The sequence below is a fragment of the Caballeronia cordobensis genome, assembly GCF_001544575.2.
Taxonomy (GTDB): domain Bacteria; phylum Pseudomonadota; class Gammaproteobacteria; order Burkholderiales; family Burkholderiaceae; genus Caballeronia; species Caballeronia cordobensis.
In genome coordinates this window covers 89,576-104,588 of the sequence record NZ_FCNY02000025.1, presented here as the reverse complement: position 1 = coordinate 104,588, position 15,013 = coordinate 89,576, and the positions used below count along the sequence as shown (strand labels likewise).

Genomic DNA, 15,013 nt, shown 5'->3' with positions numbered 1-15,013 from the left:
AACTCTTCAGTTCAAACCTGTTACTGTTTTCGGTTCCGTTAAGAACCGGTCGCTCACTCAACGTACTGACGATGATTATCCTGTTCTAAAACAGAAAAACCTTCCTCTGATACTTCGTGTGAGACTCTTGATACTTTTGCTATGACTGATCCCGAAAGACCAGCCGCACTCGCTATCAAGCGCCCACACTTATCGGCTGTTAGTTTTTAAAGAGCACATCGCAAGACATCCAACCTCACCACCGTCTTGCGTCGCTGCGTTGTCTGCAGCAGAGAAACGAGATTATGAACACCGCTTCGGTTACTGTCAACAAGAATTTCGAAGTTTTCTTGCCGACTATCTACATCTTCCTACCGACCGTAAAGCAAACGGGTCGTGCAAACATCGCACGACCCGTCGACATCAGTCTTGGTGCCGGCTGCAGGACTCGAACCCGCCACCTGATGATTACAAATCAACTGCTCTACCAGATGAGCTAAGCCGGCGAAGCACGAGATTCTACTTCATTTGACGACTTTCAGGTGAGACCTCGCGGGCGATTTCGAAGGATCGTCCTCGGCGTTCTCCTGAGAGTCATCCTGTGCGGCTGAACCGGAATCCGCCGGTCCGGCAGCCGACTCCTCGATCTGCCGATCACGCTCGACCGGCCGCGAACCAACGGGGGCGCTCCCCAGATCCGCGCCCGAATGCGAGGCCGGCTCGACCGGGAACGCCATGCCCTGTCCGTTCTCGCGCGCATAAATGGCGAGCACGTTTGCAACCTGCACTTCGATCTTGTGGGACTTGCCCGAAAAGCGCGCGCTGAACTCGATCCACTCGTTGCCCATCTGCAGTTGGCTCGTCGCCTCGAAACTGATGTTCAACACGATCTCGTCGTTGCGCACGAACTGTCGCGGCACGCGCGTGGCCGCATCGACGCGCACGGCGATGTGGGGCGTAAAGCCATTGTCCGTGCACCACTCATACAGCGCGCGCAACAAATACGGCTTGGTGGAAATCTCTTGCATCAACTTTCCTCTGTCGGAACGCGACCGCGCGAAACGGCGCAGCCGCCTCCCAACGCATGCAAACTATCGACGCATCACCTTCTCGGAAGGCGTCAGCGCTTCAATATAAGCCGGGCGGCTGAAGATCCGCTCGGCGTACTTCATCAACGGCGCCGCATTCTTCGACAACTCGATGCCATAGTGATCCAGACGCCACAGGAGCGGCGCGATCGCGACGTCGAGCATCGAAAACTCTTCGCCCAGCATGTACTTGTTCTTCAGGAAGATCGGCGCAAGCTGCGTGAGGCGATCGCGGATCGCGCCACGCGCTTTCTCGTGATTCTTCTCGGCGGCCTTGCCCTTCTCGTTCTCGAGCGTGCCGACATGAACGAACAGTTCCTTCTCGAAGTTCAGCAGGAACAGGCGCGCGCGGGCGCGCTGCACCGGATCTGCCGGCATGAGTTGCGGATGCGGGAAGCGCTCGTCGATATATTCGTTGATGATATTCGACTCGTACAGGATCAGGTCACGCTCGACGAGAATCGGCACCTGTCCGTAAGGGTTCATTACCGCGATGTCTTCCGGCTTGTTGAACAGATCGACGTCGCGGATCTCGAAATCCATGCCCTTTTCGAACAACACCAGCCGGCAGCGCTGGGAGAAGGGGCAAGTAGTGCCGGAATACAGAACCATCATGTTTTTAAAGTTCCTTCAGTAAACTCGAAGGGCCGGCCGCGGCGCTCCCTTCCGGGGAACGCCGTCGCGCCGACCCACGCCGTCGAGGGCGCGCTATTTGATATCTTTCCAGTATGCCGCGTTCAGGCGCCACGCGAGGAAACTCAAGAGCGCCAGGAACAGCAGAACCCAGACGCCGAGCCGCTTGCGCGTCTGCTGCGCGGGTTCCGACATCCACGACATGTACGAAACGAGATCGGCTACACTTGAATCATAATCCACGGATGACATGGCACCAGGTGTAACCTGAGTGTAACCCACGAATCTTCTTACCTTTTCGCCGGTGTGCTCGTCCGTATCCGTCTCGAATTTGGCATCGCGGATACCCTGAAGCGTCCACAGCACATGCGGCATCCCGACATTTTCGTACACGCGATTGTTCCAGCCGGTCGGCCGCGCCGGATCCCGGTAGAAACTCCGCAAATACGTATAGAGCCAGTCCTTGCCGCGCGCCCGCGCTTCCACCGACAAATCCGGCGGCGATGCGCCGAACCACGCCTTCGCGTCTTCCGGGCGCATCGCGATCGACATCGTGTTGCCGACCTTGTCGGTCGAAAACAGCAGATTTTCCTGGATCTGCTTTTCGCTGATGCCGATATCGGTCAGCCGGTTGTACCGCATCAAATTCGCACTGTGGCAGTTCAGGCAGTAGTTTACAAAGATTTGAGCGCCGTGCTGCAAGGACGCGAGATTGTCCGAGCTATCGGGCGCACGATCGAGCACCGCTTCTTCCTCCGCGTGCACGGGCGCCGCCGCGAACGCGAACAGCACCGCGGCGATCATCGATATTGTAGAGAGCCATTTTTTCATCGTATTTGTCTCCGGACGTGCGCTCAGTGAGGTTTGTAGTGCACGCGCTCAGGCGGCGTCTTGAACTTGCCGCGCGGCGTCCAGAAAGGCATGCCGAGGAAGAATGCGAAGTAGATCAGCGCGCATATCTGCGCGATCAGCGTCGCGGCTGGCGATGGCGGTCGCGTGCCGAGGAATCCGAGCAACAGGAACGCGAACACGAAAATCGCATAGAAGACTTTATGGAAAAGCGGCCGGTAACGAATCGACTTCACCGGGCTCCTGTCCAGCCACGGCAGGAAGAACAGCGAAACGACCGCCGTGCCCATCACGACCACGCCCCAGAACTTCGACTCCGTCAGCGCCATGAAAATCAGCACGAGCACCGCGAGCACCGGCAGGCCGAGACGCCACTTGCCGCGCGCGCGCAAAAGCGCGAGCAGCGCGAGCGCCGCGATCACGATCATCAGCACGATCTTGAACGGATCGGTGGTCGCGCGGAGCATCGCGTAGAACGCCGTGAAGTACCACACCGGCGCGATTTCCGGCGGCGTTTGCAGCGGATTCGCCGGCACGAAGTTGTTCGCTTCAAGGAAGTAACCGCCCATCTCCGGCGCGAAGAAAATGATCGCCGCGAAGATCAGCAGGAACACGCACACGCCCATGAAGTCGTGCACCGAGTAGTACGGGTGAAACGGAATGCCGTCGAGCGGAATGCCGTTCGCGTCCTTCTTCGCCTTGATCTCGATGCCGTCCGGATTGTTCGAGCCGACCTCATGCAGCGCGACCAGATGCGCGACCACGAGGCCGATCAGCACCAGCGGAATCGCGATCACGTGGAACGCGAAGAAGCGGTTCAGCGTCACGTCCGACACAACATAGTCGCCGCGAATCCACAGCGACAGATCCGGCCCGATGAACGGAATCGCCGAGAACAGGTTCACGATCACCTGCGCGCCCCAGAACGACATCTGCCCCCACGGCAGCAGATAGCCGAAGAACGCTTCGGCCATGAGGCACAGGAAGATCGCGCAGCCGAAAATCCACACGAGCTCGCGCGGCTTGCGGTACGACCCGTACATCAGCCCGCGGAACATGTGCAGATAGACGACCACGAAGAACATCGACGCGCCCGTGGAGTGCATGTAGCGGATGAGCCAGCCCCACGGCACCTCGCGCATGATGTACTCGACCGATGCGAACGCGAGCGTCGCGTCGGGCTTGTAGTTCATCGTCAGGAAAATGCCAGTGACGATCTGATTTACTAGCACCAGCAGCGCGAGCGAGCCGAAGAAGTACCAGAAGTTGAAGTTCTTCGGCGCGTAGTATTCGGATACGTGTTTCTTCCACGTCGACGTCATCGGGAACCGGCGGTCGATCCAGCCGACCAGCCCCGTCGTCTCGACTTCCTTTTCTGCGGTCGCCATTTACGCCTCTCCCTTTTCGTCCTTGCCGATCACGAGTTGCGTCGCGGAGGTGAACATGAACGGAGGAATGTCCAGGTTCTGCGGCGCGGGCTTGTTCTTGAAGACGCGGCCGGCCATGTCGTAGGTCGAGCCGTGGCACGGGCACAGGAAGCCGCCCGGCCAGTTATCGGGGAGATTGGGTTGAGGACCTTCGGTGAAGCGCGGCGTCGGCGTGCAGCCCAGATGCGTGCACACGGCAACCGCCACGAAAATGTTCTTGTGATCGGCGCGCGACCGGAACTCGTTGTTGCAGTACTCCGGCAACGGCATCGAAAATTCCATCTTCGACTGCGGGTCGGCCACTTCGTTGTCGGCCTTCTTGACGTCGGCCAGCATCTCGTCGGTGCGGTTCACGATCCACACCGGCTTGCCGCGCCAGGCGACCGTCATCATGTCGCCGGGCTTGAGTCCGCTGATATCGACCTCGACCGGCGCGCCCGCCGCCTTGGCCTTCGCGGACGGCGCAAACGAACCTACGAACGGAACCAGCGTCGCCACACCTCCGATACCACCTGTTACGGTCGTCGCAATCAGCCAGGTACGGCGGCCGCCGTCGACGCGTTTTTCTTCCTTGTCTCGCATCACACGCCCCACTTCTGAGTTGGATTTATACCGTCACATCAGTCGTTCCGCCGCTAGTGTGCGCGAATGGAGTTGGCATTTACAAGGGCCGAATAGCAAAAATCACTCGAAGTGATTGATGCTTCAGGGTTTTCCCCACGTTTTTCGCGCAATCTCGTGAAACGTTCATTTAAGCCAGCCGCACACGGCAATAATCGCCGACAGGCCTTAATAGTGCATTAAACCGGATTATCGATATCGATAAAAACATGTTCGAGATCGAATTGCTCGGACAGATGCGCGCCCACTGCCTGCACGCCGTAGCGCTCCGTCGCGTGATGTCCGGCCGCGATGTACGCGACACCCGATTCCGCCGCGATATGCATGGTCTGCTCGGAGACTTCGCCGCTGAGATACACGTCCGCGCCGGCCGCGATGGCGTCTTCGAAGTAACCTTGCGCGCCGCCCGTGCACCACGCCACGCGCCGGAGTTCCTTGTCCGTATCGCCGAACACGAGCGGCTTGCGGCCGAGCGCGTTCTCGACCATCGCGCTGAAGTGTTCGAGCGGAAGCGGCATGCCGAGCGTCGCGACCCAGCCGAGATCCTGATCGGCGAAACGGCTGTCCGCGATCAACCCGAGCCGCGCGCCGATCTGCGCGTTGTTGCCCAGTTCCGGATGTGAATCAAGCGGGAGATGGTAAGCGAAAAGATTGATGTCGTTCGCAATCAGCGTGCGCAACCGCCGATGCTTACGCCCGGTAATCTGCGGCGCTTCGTTGCGCCAGAAGTAGCCGTGATGCACGAGCACGGTGTCCGCGCCCCACTCCGCCGCGGCTTCCAGAAAGGCGAGCGATGCTGTCACGCCGGTCGCGATCTTCCGCACGCGGCGCGCGCCTTCAACCTGCAGGCCATTAGGGCAATAGTCCTTGAAGCGGCCGATTTCCAGCAGATTGTTCAGATACAATTCGAGTTCGATCCGATCCATGAAATCCTCTATCCCTTCAAATGCTTAGACGCTTCTGGCTATTTTTTGCCCAAGCGGTCACCGTGCTTTTGGCCCTGATGTTCATCATCGCGACCTTGAAACCGCAGTGGCTTCAACGTCAAGGTCAATTCGGCAAGCAGCTTGCCGAGCCGATCGTCGCGTTGCAGGAAGTGGCGCCGAGCATAGGCTCGCGACCGCTCCAGTCGTCCTTTTCGGAAGGCGCGCAAAAGGCGATGCCGGCCGTTGTGAACGTGTTCTCCAGCAAGGACGGCAATCTGCCGCCCGATCCGCGTGCGAAAGACCCGCTATTCCGCTACTTCTTCGGTGACAAGAACAAGCGCAAGAGCGACGAGCCGCCGGCGTCGAATCTCGGCTCCGGTGTCATCGTCAGCTCGGAAGGTTACATTCTAACGAACCAGCATGTAGTCGACGGTGCGGATCAAATCGAAGTCGCCCTGGCCGATGGCCGCACGTCGAGCGCCAAGGTGATCGGCGTCGATCCCGAAACCGACCTCGCCGTGCTCAAGATCAACATGACCAACCTGCCGAGCATCACGCTCGGGCGAATGGATCAGACGCGCGTGGGCGATGTCGTGCTCGCGATCGGCAATCCGTTCGGCGTCGGCCAGACGGTCACGATGGGCATCGTGAGCGCGCTCGGGCGCAATCACCTCGGCATCAACACGTTCGAAAACTTCATCCAGACCGACGCCGCCATCAACCCCGGCAACTCCGGCGGCGCACTGGTGGACGTGAACGGCAACCTCCTCGGCATCAACACCGCGATTTATTCGCGCAGCGGCGGCTCGCTCGGCATCGGCTTCGCGATTCCCGTGTCGACCGCGCGCAGCGTGCTGGAGAGCATCATTACGACCGGCACGGTGACGCGCGGCTGGATCGGCGTGGAACCGCAGGACGTGACGCCGGAAATCGCCGAATCGTTCGGGCTGGACCAGAAATCCGGCGCGATCGTCGCGGGCGTGCTGCAAGGCGGCCCGGCGGACAAGGCAGGCATCAAGCCGGGCGATATCCTCGTGTCCATCAACGACGACACGATCACCGATACGACGCGTCTTCTGAACGTCGTAGCGCAGATCAAGCCGGGCACGTCGGTGAAGGTTCATCTGATGCGCAAGAACAAGGAGCTCGACGTCAACGTGATGATCGGCAAGCGTCCCGCGCCGCCGCGCGCACCGCAGATGCCGGAAGACGACGGCGATCAGGGCGACCAGAACGACGAGTAACCCCGCGAGTCCGGTAAAACAAAAAGGCAGCTTCGATCGCTCGAAGCTGCCTTTTTTCATGCCGAATTCATACCGTTCGGCGCGACGATTCGCCGCACCCAAAGCCGCTATTCCGCCGCGGCTTCCCCGCTCTTGATCGCTTCCTTGCCGACCACCAGCCGCGCCGCGATGATGCCCAGCTCATAAAGAATCACGAGCGGAATCGCGAGAATGAGCTGCGAGAAAACATCGGGCGGCGTGACGACCGCCGAAATGACAAACGCGCCGACGATCACGTAAGGACGGACCTGCTTCAACTTCGCGATCGACACGACGCCCATGCGCGCGAGCAGCACGACGACGATCGGCACTTCGAAGGTCACGCCGAACGCGATGAACATCGTCAGGACGAAGCTCAGGTAATTGTCGATATCCGTCGTCATTTCCGCGCCGAGCGGCGCGTTGTAGTGCGCCATCACGCGGAAGATCGTCGGGAACACGACGAAATACGCGAACGCCATGCCGCACAGGAACAGCGAATAGCTGCTGAACACGAGCGGCGCGACGAGCTTCTTTTCGTGCTGATACAAGCCCGGCGCGACGAACGCCCAGATCTGATACAGCACGATCGGCAGCGCGATGACGAACGCGACGAGCATCGTGACCTTCATCGGCACGAAGAACGAGCCGGTGACGTCGGTGACGATCATCTTGCCGTCGGCCGGCAGGTTCTGCATCAGCGGGCGGGCCAGCAGCTTGAAGATGTCCGGCGCCCAGTACACCAGCGAGACGAACACGACGATAACCGCGGCGCCCGCGCGAATGATGCGGTCGCGCAATTCGACCAGATGCGATATGAACGTCTCTTCGACGGGCTCTTCTTTGGGTAATTGCGGGTCGCTCACGCCGGCCCTCGGTTATTCATGGAAGGAAATGGGATGGAAGCGCGGCTCGCTCAAAAGAACTTCGTCTGGCGGCGCAACGTGGCGGGCGTGTGACGCGCGACGCGCGCCGCGCCCGACTGAACCCGCGTGCGGCGCGCGGTCGTGCGCTTGTACCAGTTGGGCAGCGCGCTTTGCTTGACGCGCCAGTTCTTGCGCTTCACCGGCGTCGAGGTCGATGTGCTGGCCCAAGGCTTGTCCGATGCGGCGCTGCCGGCGAAATCCGCCTCGCCGCCCGCAATGCTCGGTGTGACCGACGAGCCTTCCTTGAACGCATCGTTCAACTCCGACTCGTGGCGCTTGAGCGTGTCGTGAATCGACGACTGTACGTTCGTCGCCGCGGTTTCGAACTCGGTGCGCATTTTCTTCAGCTCATCGAGTTCCATTTCGCGCGCGACTTCCGACTTGACGTCGTTGATGTAGCGCTGAGCGCGCCCAAAGAGCGCACCCGCCGTGCGCGCGACACCCGGCAGGCGCTCCGGCCCGAGGACCACCAGCGCCACGACGCCGATGACCGCCATTTTGGTCAGACCGAGATCGAGCATTGAACGAGAAGTGGATGGTTGCGGTCGGCGGCCGAATTAACGGTAGTCGCCCGAGCGGGACTTGTCCTTCGCCTCGACGTCCACCGCGCCGTTACGCGGCAGTTCGCGCTGGTCGGCTGCGTTCGCCCGATCGGCCGGCGTTTCGCCTTCGCGCATGCCGTCTTTGAAACCCTTCACCGCGCCGCCCAGATCGCCGCCGATATTGCGCAACTTCTTCGTGCCGAAGACGAGCGCCACGATCAACAGAACGATCAACCAATGCCAAATGCTTAACGAACCCATGATGAAAACTCTCCGTGATTCCGCCCCGAATTGGGTACCGGGGACGGAAGATCGGCCTTTCGACCGAGCCGAGGCAGATCGCCTCAGCTTCAACTATCGATTCTGCTCGCCCAATATTTCATTGGAAAGGAGAATGCCGACAAAGAATGCGGCTTACCCCATTCGGCGCCACGGGCGCTCGCCGGCTAACAAATGCGCGTGGATGTGATACACCTCCTGCCCGCCGCCCGGTCCGGTATTAATTACCGTGCGAAAACCCGTGTCGCCCCCCGTGTAGGACACACCCAGGTCTTTCGCCAACCTTCCGACGAGACTCACCATTCTACCAAGCAGCGGACTGTCACTTTCTGTGCAATGAGAAAGTGTTTCAATATGCTTCCGCGGAATCACCAGCACGTGCACCGGCGCAGCGGGATTGATGTCGTTGAACGCGACAAATTCGTCGTCTTCGTAGACTTTTGTGCTCGGAAGCTGTCCGGAAGCGATCCGGCAAAAAATACAGGTGTCTTGGCTCATGGACTTGACGGTTTTTCGTTGTCGGATGTGATTAGAACCACGCGGTCGCGTCGAGCGTCTTGCCCTCGTAGAGGAACAGCCAGCCCTTGATGATCCGATAAAGCGTCCAGATCCAGGTCGCACCGATGACCAGAAAGCCGAGGCCGAGCACCCAGATCAAGGCGAAACCGACGACGTGCCCGAGCAGCGACCACCAGAACGTGCGGATCTGCCACGTGAAATGATCTTCGCACGGTGTGCCGACGGCATCACTGCGCTTGACGTAGTTGAGGATGATGGCGACGAGGCCGGTGAGCCCGCCCGTCAGCCAATAGACGGCGTACAGCGCATAAAGCACATGGGTAAACGTGCGAATATTGCGCAGACGTTCCGGATCGGTCGAATTCTGAATGACAGGCGGATAGGGTTCGTATGGCCGGTTCATGCTTGACCTCCTTCGCAAATGCGAGACGCTCGTCAGCCGCCGTTCTGCTCGCGCTCGCGCGACTTGCGCAGCGCTTTCTCTTCGATTCCCGACAAGCCTTCGCGACGTTCGAGTTCGGCGATGACGTCGGCGGGACTCAGATCGAAATGCGACAGCGTCACGAGACAATGAAACCACAAATCGGCGACCTCGCTGACCAATGCCTTCGGTGCGCCGCCGTGACGCGCGTCCTTCGCGGCGAGCACGACTTCCGTCGCTTCCTCGCCGATCTTCTTCAGGATCGCGTCGTCACCTTTATGAAAGAGTCGAGAAACGTAGGATTGTTCCGGATCGCCGCCCTTGCGGCTGTCGATGATGGAAGCGAGTCGCAACAGCGTGTCCAGCGTGGTGTCTTGCGTCATTTGTAGATGCTTTCTGGGTCTTTCAGCACGGGTTCGACCGCGACCCACTCGCCGCTCTCGGCCGTGCCTTCGAATTTCTGGAAAAAGCAGGAATGGCGCCCCGTGTGGCACGCGATACCCGATACCTGTTCGACCTTGAGCAGCACGACGTCTTCGTCGCAATCGAGGCGCACGTCGTGCACGTGCTGCACGTGGCCCGATTCCTCGCCCTTGAACCACAGGCGCTGGCGCGAGCGTGAAAAATACACCGCGCGTTTCAGTTCGATGGTTTTCGCGAGCGCCTCGCGATTCATCCACGCGAACATCAGCACGTCGTTGGTCGTGTGTTCCTGCGCGATCACCGGCACGAGGCCGTTCGCGTCCCACTTCACTTTGTCGAGCCAGCCGGCTTCTGCGTTCATCGGCTTACGTCCTCACCGAAATGCCGTGATCGGCCATGAAGCGCTTGGCTTCGCCGACCGTGTGCTCGCCATAGTGGAAGATGCTCGCGGCGAGCACCGCGTCCGCGTGACCTTCGACGATGCCGTCCGCCAGATGCTGGAGGGACCCGACGCCGCCCGACGCGATCACCGGCACGGGCACCGCGTCCGACACGGCGCGCGTCAGGGCAAGATCGAAGCCCGATTTTGTACCGTCGCGGTCCATGCTGGTGAGCAGGATTTCGCCCGCGCCGTATTCGGCCATCTTGCGCGCCCACTCGATCGCATCGATGCCGGTCGCCTTGCGGCCGCCGTGCGTGAAGACTTCCCAGCGCGGCGTTTCGCCTTCGCCCGACACGCGCTTGGCGTCGATCGCGACGACGATGCATTGCGAACCGTGCTTGTCCGACGCGTCGCGCACGAGCTGCGGATTCGCAACCGCCGACGAATTCATGCTGATCTTGTCCGCGCCCGCGTTGAGCAGCCGCCGTACGTCTTCGACCGCGCGCACGCCGCCGCCGACCGTCAGCGGAATGAACACCTGCGACGCCACCGACTCGATGATCGGCAGAATCAGATCGCGTTGATCAGAGGTTGCGGTGATGTCGAGGAAGGTGAGTTCGTCCGCGCCCTGATCGTCGTAGCGGCGCGCGATTTCGACGGGATCGCCCGCGTCGCGCAATTCGACGAAATTGACGCCCTTCACGACGCGGCCAGCGGTCACGTCGAGACAGGGAATGATGCGTTTAGCGAGAGCCATTTTCTGTGGTGTCACGAAGTAGAAGCAGCCGGGCGTGCCCGGCCATGCTCGCGCCGCGAGAATAGTTAAGCGCCGTCCGGTTCGCGCAGCGCGTCGGCTCGCGTCTGGGCGGCCGTGAAATCGAGATCGCCGGAGTAGATCGCGCGGCCGCAGATCACGCCTTCGATGCCCTCGCCCTCGACCTCGCAGAGCGATTCGATGTCCGCGATGTTCGACAGCCCGCCGCTCGCGATCACCGGAATCTTCACCGCCTGCGCGAGGCGCACGGTCGCGTCGATGTTGATGCCCTGAAGCATCCCGTCGCGCCCGATGTCGGTGTAGATGATCGATTCGCAGCCATAGTCCTCGAACTTGCGGGCGAGATCCACGACTTCGTGGCCCGTCAGCTTGCTCCAGCCGTCGGTGGCGACCTTGCCGTCCTTCGCGTCGAGCCCGACGATGATATGCCCGCCGAACGCGCTGCACGCGTCCCGCAGGAAGCCTGGATTCTTCACCGCCGCGGTGCCGATGATCACGAACGACAAACCGTCGTCCAGATAGCGCTCGATGGTTTCCAGATCGCGGATGCCGCCGCCCAGCTGCACGGGAATCTCGCTGCCCACTTCTTCGATGATCGAGCGGATCGCATCGCCATTTCGCGGCTTTCCTGCAAACGCGCCGTTCAGATCGACCAGATGCAGTCGTCTCGCGCCGCGATCGACCCAATGTCGGGCCATTGCCGCAGGATCTTCTGAAAAAATGGTCGCCTGGTCCATATCGCCCTGCTTGAGGCGCACGCACTGACCGTCCTTAAGATCGATGGCCGGAATGAGCAGCATAGGTATCGCGTAGTTTCTGGGTGGAGTTGATCAAAACGGCGCACGCGCGGTGTTACGCGCCCTTCGCGCCGTCTCGCTAGTGTAGTACAAGTCTTGCAACGGTCATGCGCCGGTCGTAATAGGCGAAAACGCTAGCGGGCGCGCCGTTTCACGGGTTCCAGTGCACGAAATTTCGGTACAGGCGCAATCCGGCATCCGCGCTCTTTTCGGGGTGAAATTGGGTCGCGAAGATATTGTCGCGCGCCACCGCCGATGTGAATGCGCCACCGTACACGGTTTCGCCGGATGTGTGCGCCGGATTCTCCGGCACCACGTAATAGCTGTGCACGAAGTAGAAGAACGCGCCGTCCGCGACGCCGTCCCAGATCGGATGCGCCTGTGTCTGGCGCACGCGGTTCCAGCCCATCTGCGGCACCTTGAAGCGCGAGCCGTCGTCCTGAAGCAGACCGTCGAGCTGGAAGCGCACGACCTTGCCCGGCAGCAGGCCGAGGCCTTTCGTGTCGCCTTCCTCGCTCCAGTCGAAGAGCATCTGCTCGCCGACGCACACGCCGAGCATCGGCTTTTCGCGCGCCGCCTGCATCACCGCTTCCTGCAGACCGGATTCGGCGAGATGGCTCATGCAGTCGCGCATCGCGCCCTGGCCCGGCAGCACGACGCGATCCGCGGCGTGAATGCCCTGCGGCTGATCGACGATCGCCACGTTCGCGTCGGGTGCAGCCTTTTTCAGCGCCTGGTAGACCGAGCGCAGGTTGCCCATTCCGTAATCAACAATCGCAATCGAAGTATTCATTTCAAAGATGGCATCAAGGCCTTCAACCCGTCGACGATGAACTCCACCGCCAGCGCGGACAACATCAAACCCATGAGACGCGTGCCGATATTGATCCCGGTGCGCCCGACCACGCGGGCGATCGGCTCGGCGAGATTCAGCGCGCCGAAGCACAGCCCCGCGATGATCGCGCCCAGCACGACGAGCCCGAAACGGTCATACCAGTGCTGCGCATTGGCCGCATAGACGATCACCGTGCTGATCGAGCCGGGGCCGGTAAGCAGCGGAATCGCGAGCGGCACGACCGCGACGCTGTTGCGCTCCTCGGCCTCCATGCGTTCTTCCGGCGTCGAGCGCGCGTTGCCGACCTGCGCGTTCAACATGCTGATCGCCATGAGCAGCATGATGATGCCGCCGCCCACTTCGAACGACCCGACCGAAATGCCGAAGAACGCGATGATCTGCTGCCCGAGCAGCGCGGTCACGGCGATCACGCAGAACACCGAAATGGACGCGACGCGAATCGTGTTGCGCCGCTCGATGTCGGATTGCTGCGAGGTCAGGCTGAGAAAAAACGGTATCGCGCCGATCGGGTTGATCAGCGCGAGCAGCGATATGAACGACTTGAACAGATCCATCGTGATCCCGACGCGCGTGCTTGAAACAGCGAAAGCGCCGAGCGCCGTTCAGAGACTGCCTTTGGTCGACGGAATCTGCCCCGCCGCGCGTTCATCGACTTCGCACGCCATGCGCAGCGCGCGGCCGAACGCCTTGAACACGGTTTCGACCTGATGATGCGCGTTGATGCCCCGCAGGTTGTCGATGTGCAGCGTTACGCCCGCGTGATTCACGAAGCCGCGGAAAAATTCGATGGTGAGATCGACGTCGAACGTGCCGATACGCGCGCGCGTGAACGGCACATGGAATTCGAGCCCGGGCCGGCCGGAAAAATCGATCACGACGCGCGACAGCGCCTCGTCCAGCGGAACATACGAATGCCCGTAGCGGCGAATGCCCTTGCGGTCGCCGATGGCCTTCGCGATGGCCATTCCGAGCGTGATGCCGGTGTCTTCGACCGTGTGGTGATCGTCGATATGGAGGTCGCCGTGCGCTTCGATGTCGAGATCGATGAGCCCGTGACGGGCAATCTGGTCGAGCATGTGATCGAGAAACGGGACGCCAGTGGCGAGCTTCTGCTTGCCGGTGCCGTCCAGATCGAGCTTCACACGGATCTGCGTTTCGCTGGTGTTGCGAACGACTTCCGCAATGCGCATGGTGATTCCTTGAGACTTTTCGAAAAGTGGGGGTCAGTTCGGCGCGAGCTTTTTCAGCGCCGCGACCATCTGCTCGTTTTCCTCGGCCGTGCCGACCGTCAAACGAACGCAGTTAGTGAGCAATGGATGCATTTTACCCACGTTTTTTATCAAAACCCGCGAAGTCAGAAGGGTTTCGAAAGCAACGGCGGCGTCCGGCACGCGCACGAGCAGGAAATTGCCCGCGCTCGGATAGACGGTCATGCCGGGCAGCGCGGCGACGTCGCGCGCGAGTTTCGTGCGTTGCGCGCGCAGTTCGGCTGCTTGCGCGTCGAGCACGTCGAGGTGATCGAGCAGGAAATCGGCGGTGGCCTGCGTCAGCACGTTGATGTTGTAGGGCGGGCGCACCTTGTCGAACTGCATGATCCACGCGGGCCGGCCGGCCATATAGCCTAGCCGGATGCCCGCGAGGCCGAGCTTCGAGACGGTGCGCATCACGACGACGTTGTCGAAATCCGCCGCGCGCGGCATCCAGGTCTTTTCCGCGAACGGCTGATACGCCTCGTCGATCACGACGAGACTTTTTCGCGCCGCCGCGATCACGCGTTCGATATCGGCGTCGTCGTAGAGCGTACCGGTCGGATTGTTCGGATACGCGAGGTAGACGAGCGCGGGCGCGTGCTCGTCGATGGCGGCGATGAGCGCATCGGCGTCGAGCGTGAAGTCGGCCTTCAGCGGCACGCCGATGAACTCGAGGTGCGCGAACTTCGCCGACATTTCGTACATCACGAAGCCCGGCACCGGCGCCACGACCTTCGCGCCCGGCGTCGAGCACGCGACCGACATCATGGTGATCAACTCGTCGGAGCCGTTGCCGAGCAAAACGTCGCAGGCGTCGGGCACGTGCATCGCGCGTTTGATCTTGGCGAGCAGTTCCGCGGGACGCGGCGCCGGATACCGATTCAGCGCGACGCCAGCGAGATGCGCGCCCAAACGTTCGGCGAGATCGGCGGGCAGCGTGTAGGGATTTTCCATCGCGTCGAGCTTGATCAGGCCCGTTGAATCGGGCACGGGATAGCTCGTCATCGCGAGTACGTCGGGACGAATGATGTCTTGGGCTGTCGTCATGATTTCCCGGC

Annotated in this window: 20 protein-coding genes and 1 tRNA gene; 1 reads left to right on the top strand and 20 read right to left on the bottom strand. The window is 61.0% G+C overall.

Features of this window, described 5'->3' with window-relative positions; translation table 11 throughout:
• Positions 1-409 precede the first annotated feature (409 nt).
• The 7 genes from AWB70_RS32860 to AWB70_RS32830 form a co-directional block, all read right to left on the bottom strand.
• Positions 410-485 (bottom strand) — tRNA-Thr (locus AWB70_RS32860).
• Positions 486-503: 18 nt separating this feature from the next.
• Positions 504-1,007: a ClpXP protease specificity-enhancing factor gene (locus AWB70_RS32855; RefSeq protein ID WP_053568857.1), complete on the bottom strand. Its 504-nt coding sequence runs from the start codon at positions 1,005-1,007 to the stop codon at positions 504-506.
• A gap of 63 nt (positions 1,008-1,070) precedes the next feature.
• On the bottom strand, positions 1,071-1,682 hold the full coding sequence (locus tag AWB70_RS32850; RefSeq protein ID WP_014192402.1) for a glutathione S-transferase N-terminal domain-containing protein: 612 nt from the start codon (positions 1,680-1,682) through the stop codon (positions 1,071-1,073).
• 93 nt (positions 1,683-1,775) lie between these two features.
• Entirely contained in the window at positions 1,776-2,531 is a 756-nt protein-coding gene (locus tag AWB70_RS32845) for a cytochrome c1 (RefSeq protein ID WP_014192403.1), read from the bottom strand.
• A gap of 23 nt (positions 2,532-2,554) precedes the next feature.
• Complete coding sequence (locus tag AWB70_RS32840; RefSeq protein ID WP_014192404.1) at positions 2,555-3,937, bottom strand: cytochrome b; 1,383 nt, start codon at positions 3,935-3,937, stop codon at positions 2,555-2,557.
• Positions 3,938-4,558 carry a ubiquinol-cytochrome c reductase iron-sulfur subunit gene (gene petA / locus AWB70_RS32835; protein WP_041730699.1) on the bottom strand — a complete coding sequence of 207 codons (621 nt, stop codon included), beginning with the start codon at positions 4,556-4,558 and terminating at the stop codon, positions 3,938-3,940. It abuts the gene before it with no gap.
• A 218-nt stretch (positions 4,559-4,776) separates the two neighbouring features.
• Positions 4,777-5,523, bottom strand: a complete 747-nt coding sequence (locus tag AWB70_RS32830) for a Nif3-like dinuclear metal center hexameric protein (RefSeq protein ID WP_053568858.1) — start codon at positions 5,521-5,523, stop codon at positions 4,777-4,779.
• A 20-nt stretch (positions 5,524-5,543) separates the two neighbouring features.
• Here AWB70_RS32830 and AWB70_RS32825 point away from each other — a divergent pair, with 20 nt between their 5' ends.
• Positions 5,544-6,767, top strand: coding sequence for a S1C family serine protease (locus AWB70_RS32825; protein ID WP_014192407.1), 1,224 nt, complete (start codon positions 5,544-5,546; stop codon positions 6,765-6,767).
• A gap of 107 nt (positions 6,768-6,874) precedes the next feature.
• On the opposite strand, the gene tatC is transcribed toward AWB70_RS32825, so the two are convergent.
• From tatC to hisC, 13 genes are all read right to left on the bottom strand, one after another.
• Positions 6,875-7,651 carry a twin-arginine translocase subunit TatC gene (tatC, locus tag AWB70_RS32820; RefSeq protein WP_014192408.1) on the bottom strand — a complete coding sequence of 259 codons (777 nt, stop codon included), beginning with the start codon at positions 7,649-7,651 and terminating at the stop codon, positions 6,875-6,877.
• Positions 7,652-7,701: 50 nt separating this feature from the next.
• A complete protein-coding gene (gene tatB / locus AWB70_RS32815) occupies positions 7,702-8,232 on the bottom strand; it encodes a Sec-independent protein translocase protein TatB (protein ID WP_053568859.1) in 531 nt (176 codons plus the stop codon).
• A 36-nt stretch (positions 8,233-8,268) separates the two neighbouring features.
• Positions 8,269-8,514 carry a Sec-independent protein translocase subunit TatA gene (gene tatA, locus AWB70_RS32810; protein WP_014192410.1) on the bottom strand — a complete coding sequence of 82 codons (246 nt, stop codon included), beginning with the start codon at positions 8,512-8,514 and terminating at the stop codon, positions 8,269-8,271.
• A gap of 153 nt (positions 8,515-8,667) precedes the next feature.
• Positions 8,668-9,030 (bottom strand): histidine triad nucleotide-binding protein, encoded by a 363-nt coding sequence (locus AWB70_RS32805; protein ID WP_041730702.1) that lies wholly within the window; start codon positions 9,028-9,030, stop codon positions 8,668-8,670.
• Between the two features lie 31 nt (positions 9,031-9,061).
• Positions 9,062-9,454, bottom strand: a complete 393-nt coding sequence (locus AWB70_RS32800) for a DUF4870 family protein (protein ID WP_045451225.1) — start codon at positions 9,452-9,454, stop codon at positions 9,062-9,064.
• A 32-nt stretch (positions 9,455-9,486) separates the two neighbouring features.
• Positions 9,487-9,855: a phosphoribosyl-ATP diphosphatase gene (locus AWB70_RS32795; protein ID WP_014192412.1), complete on the bottom strand. Its 369-nt coding sequence runs from the start codon at positions 9,853-9,855 to the stop codon at positions 9,487-9,489.
• Complete coding sequence (gene hisI / locus AWB70_RS32790; protein WP_014192413.1) at positions 9,852-10,256, bottom strand: phosphoribosyl-AMP cyclohydrolase; 405 nt, start codon at positions 10,254-10,256, stop codon at positions 9,852-9,854. Before hisI ends, AWB70_RS32795 begins: the two co-directional genes overlap by 4 nt.
• A gap of 4 nt (positions 10,257-10,260) precedes the next feature.
• Positions 10,261-11,034, bottom strand: a complete 774-nt coding sequence (hisF, locus tag AWB70_RS32785) for an imidazole glycerol phosphate synthase subunit HisF (RefSeq protein WP_053568860.1) — start codon at positions 11,032-11,034, stop codon at positions 10,261-10,263.
• Between the two features lie 65 nt (positions 11,035-11,099).
• Positions 11,100-11,852 carry a 1-(5-phosphoribosyl)-5-[(5-phosphoribosylamino)methylideneamino]imidazole-4-carboxamide isomerase gene (gene hisA / locus AWB70_RS32780; protein ID WP_014192415.1) on the bottom strand — a complete coding sequence of 251 codons (753 nt, stop codon included), beginning with the start codon at positions 11,850-11,852 and terminating at the stop codon, positions 11,100-11,102.
• Between the two features lie 148 nt (positions 11,853-12,000).
• The gene (hisH, locus tag AWB70_RS32775) at positions 12,001-12,642 is read right to left on the bottom strand and encodes an imidazole glycerol phosphate synthase subunit HisH (RefSeq protein WP_075644241.1); all 642 of its coding nucleotides are present in this window, start codon (positions 12,640-12,642) and stop codon (positions 12,001-12,003) included.
• Positions 12,639-13,259 (bottom strand): YchE family NAAT transporter, encoded by a 621-nt coding sequence (locus tag AWB70_RS32770; RefSeq protein WP_014192417.1) that lies wholly within the window; start codon positions 13,257-13,259, stop codon positions 12,639-12,641. The genes hisH and AWB70_RS32770 overlap by 4 nt, the downstream gene beginning before the upstream one ends.
• Before the next feature lie 48 nt (positions 13,260-13,307).
• Complete coding sequence (gene hisB / locus AWB70_RS32765) at positions 13,308-13,895, bottom strand: imidazoleglycerol-phosphate dehydratase HisB (protein WP_008344136.1); 588 nt, start codon at positions 13,893-13,895, stop codon at positions 13,308-13,310.
• A gap of 33 nt (positions 13,896-13,928) precedes the next feature.
• Complete coding sequence (hisC, locus tag AWB70_RS32760; protein WP_053568861.1) at positions 13,929-15,002, bottom strand: histidinol-phosphate transaminase; 1,074 nt, start codon at positions 15,000-15,002, stop codon at positions 13,929-13,931.
• Positions 15,003-15,013: the final 11 nt, after the last annotated feature.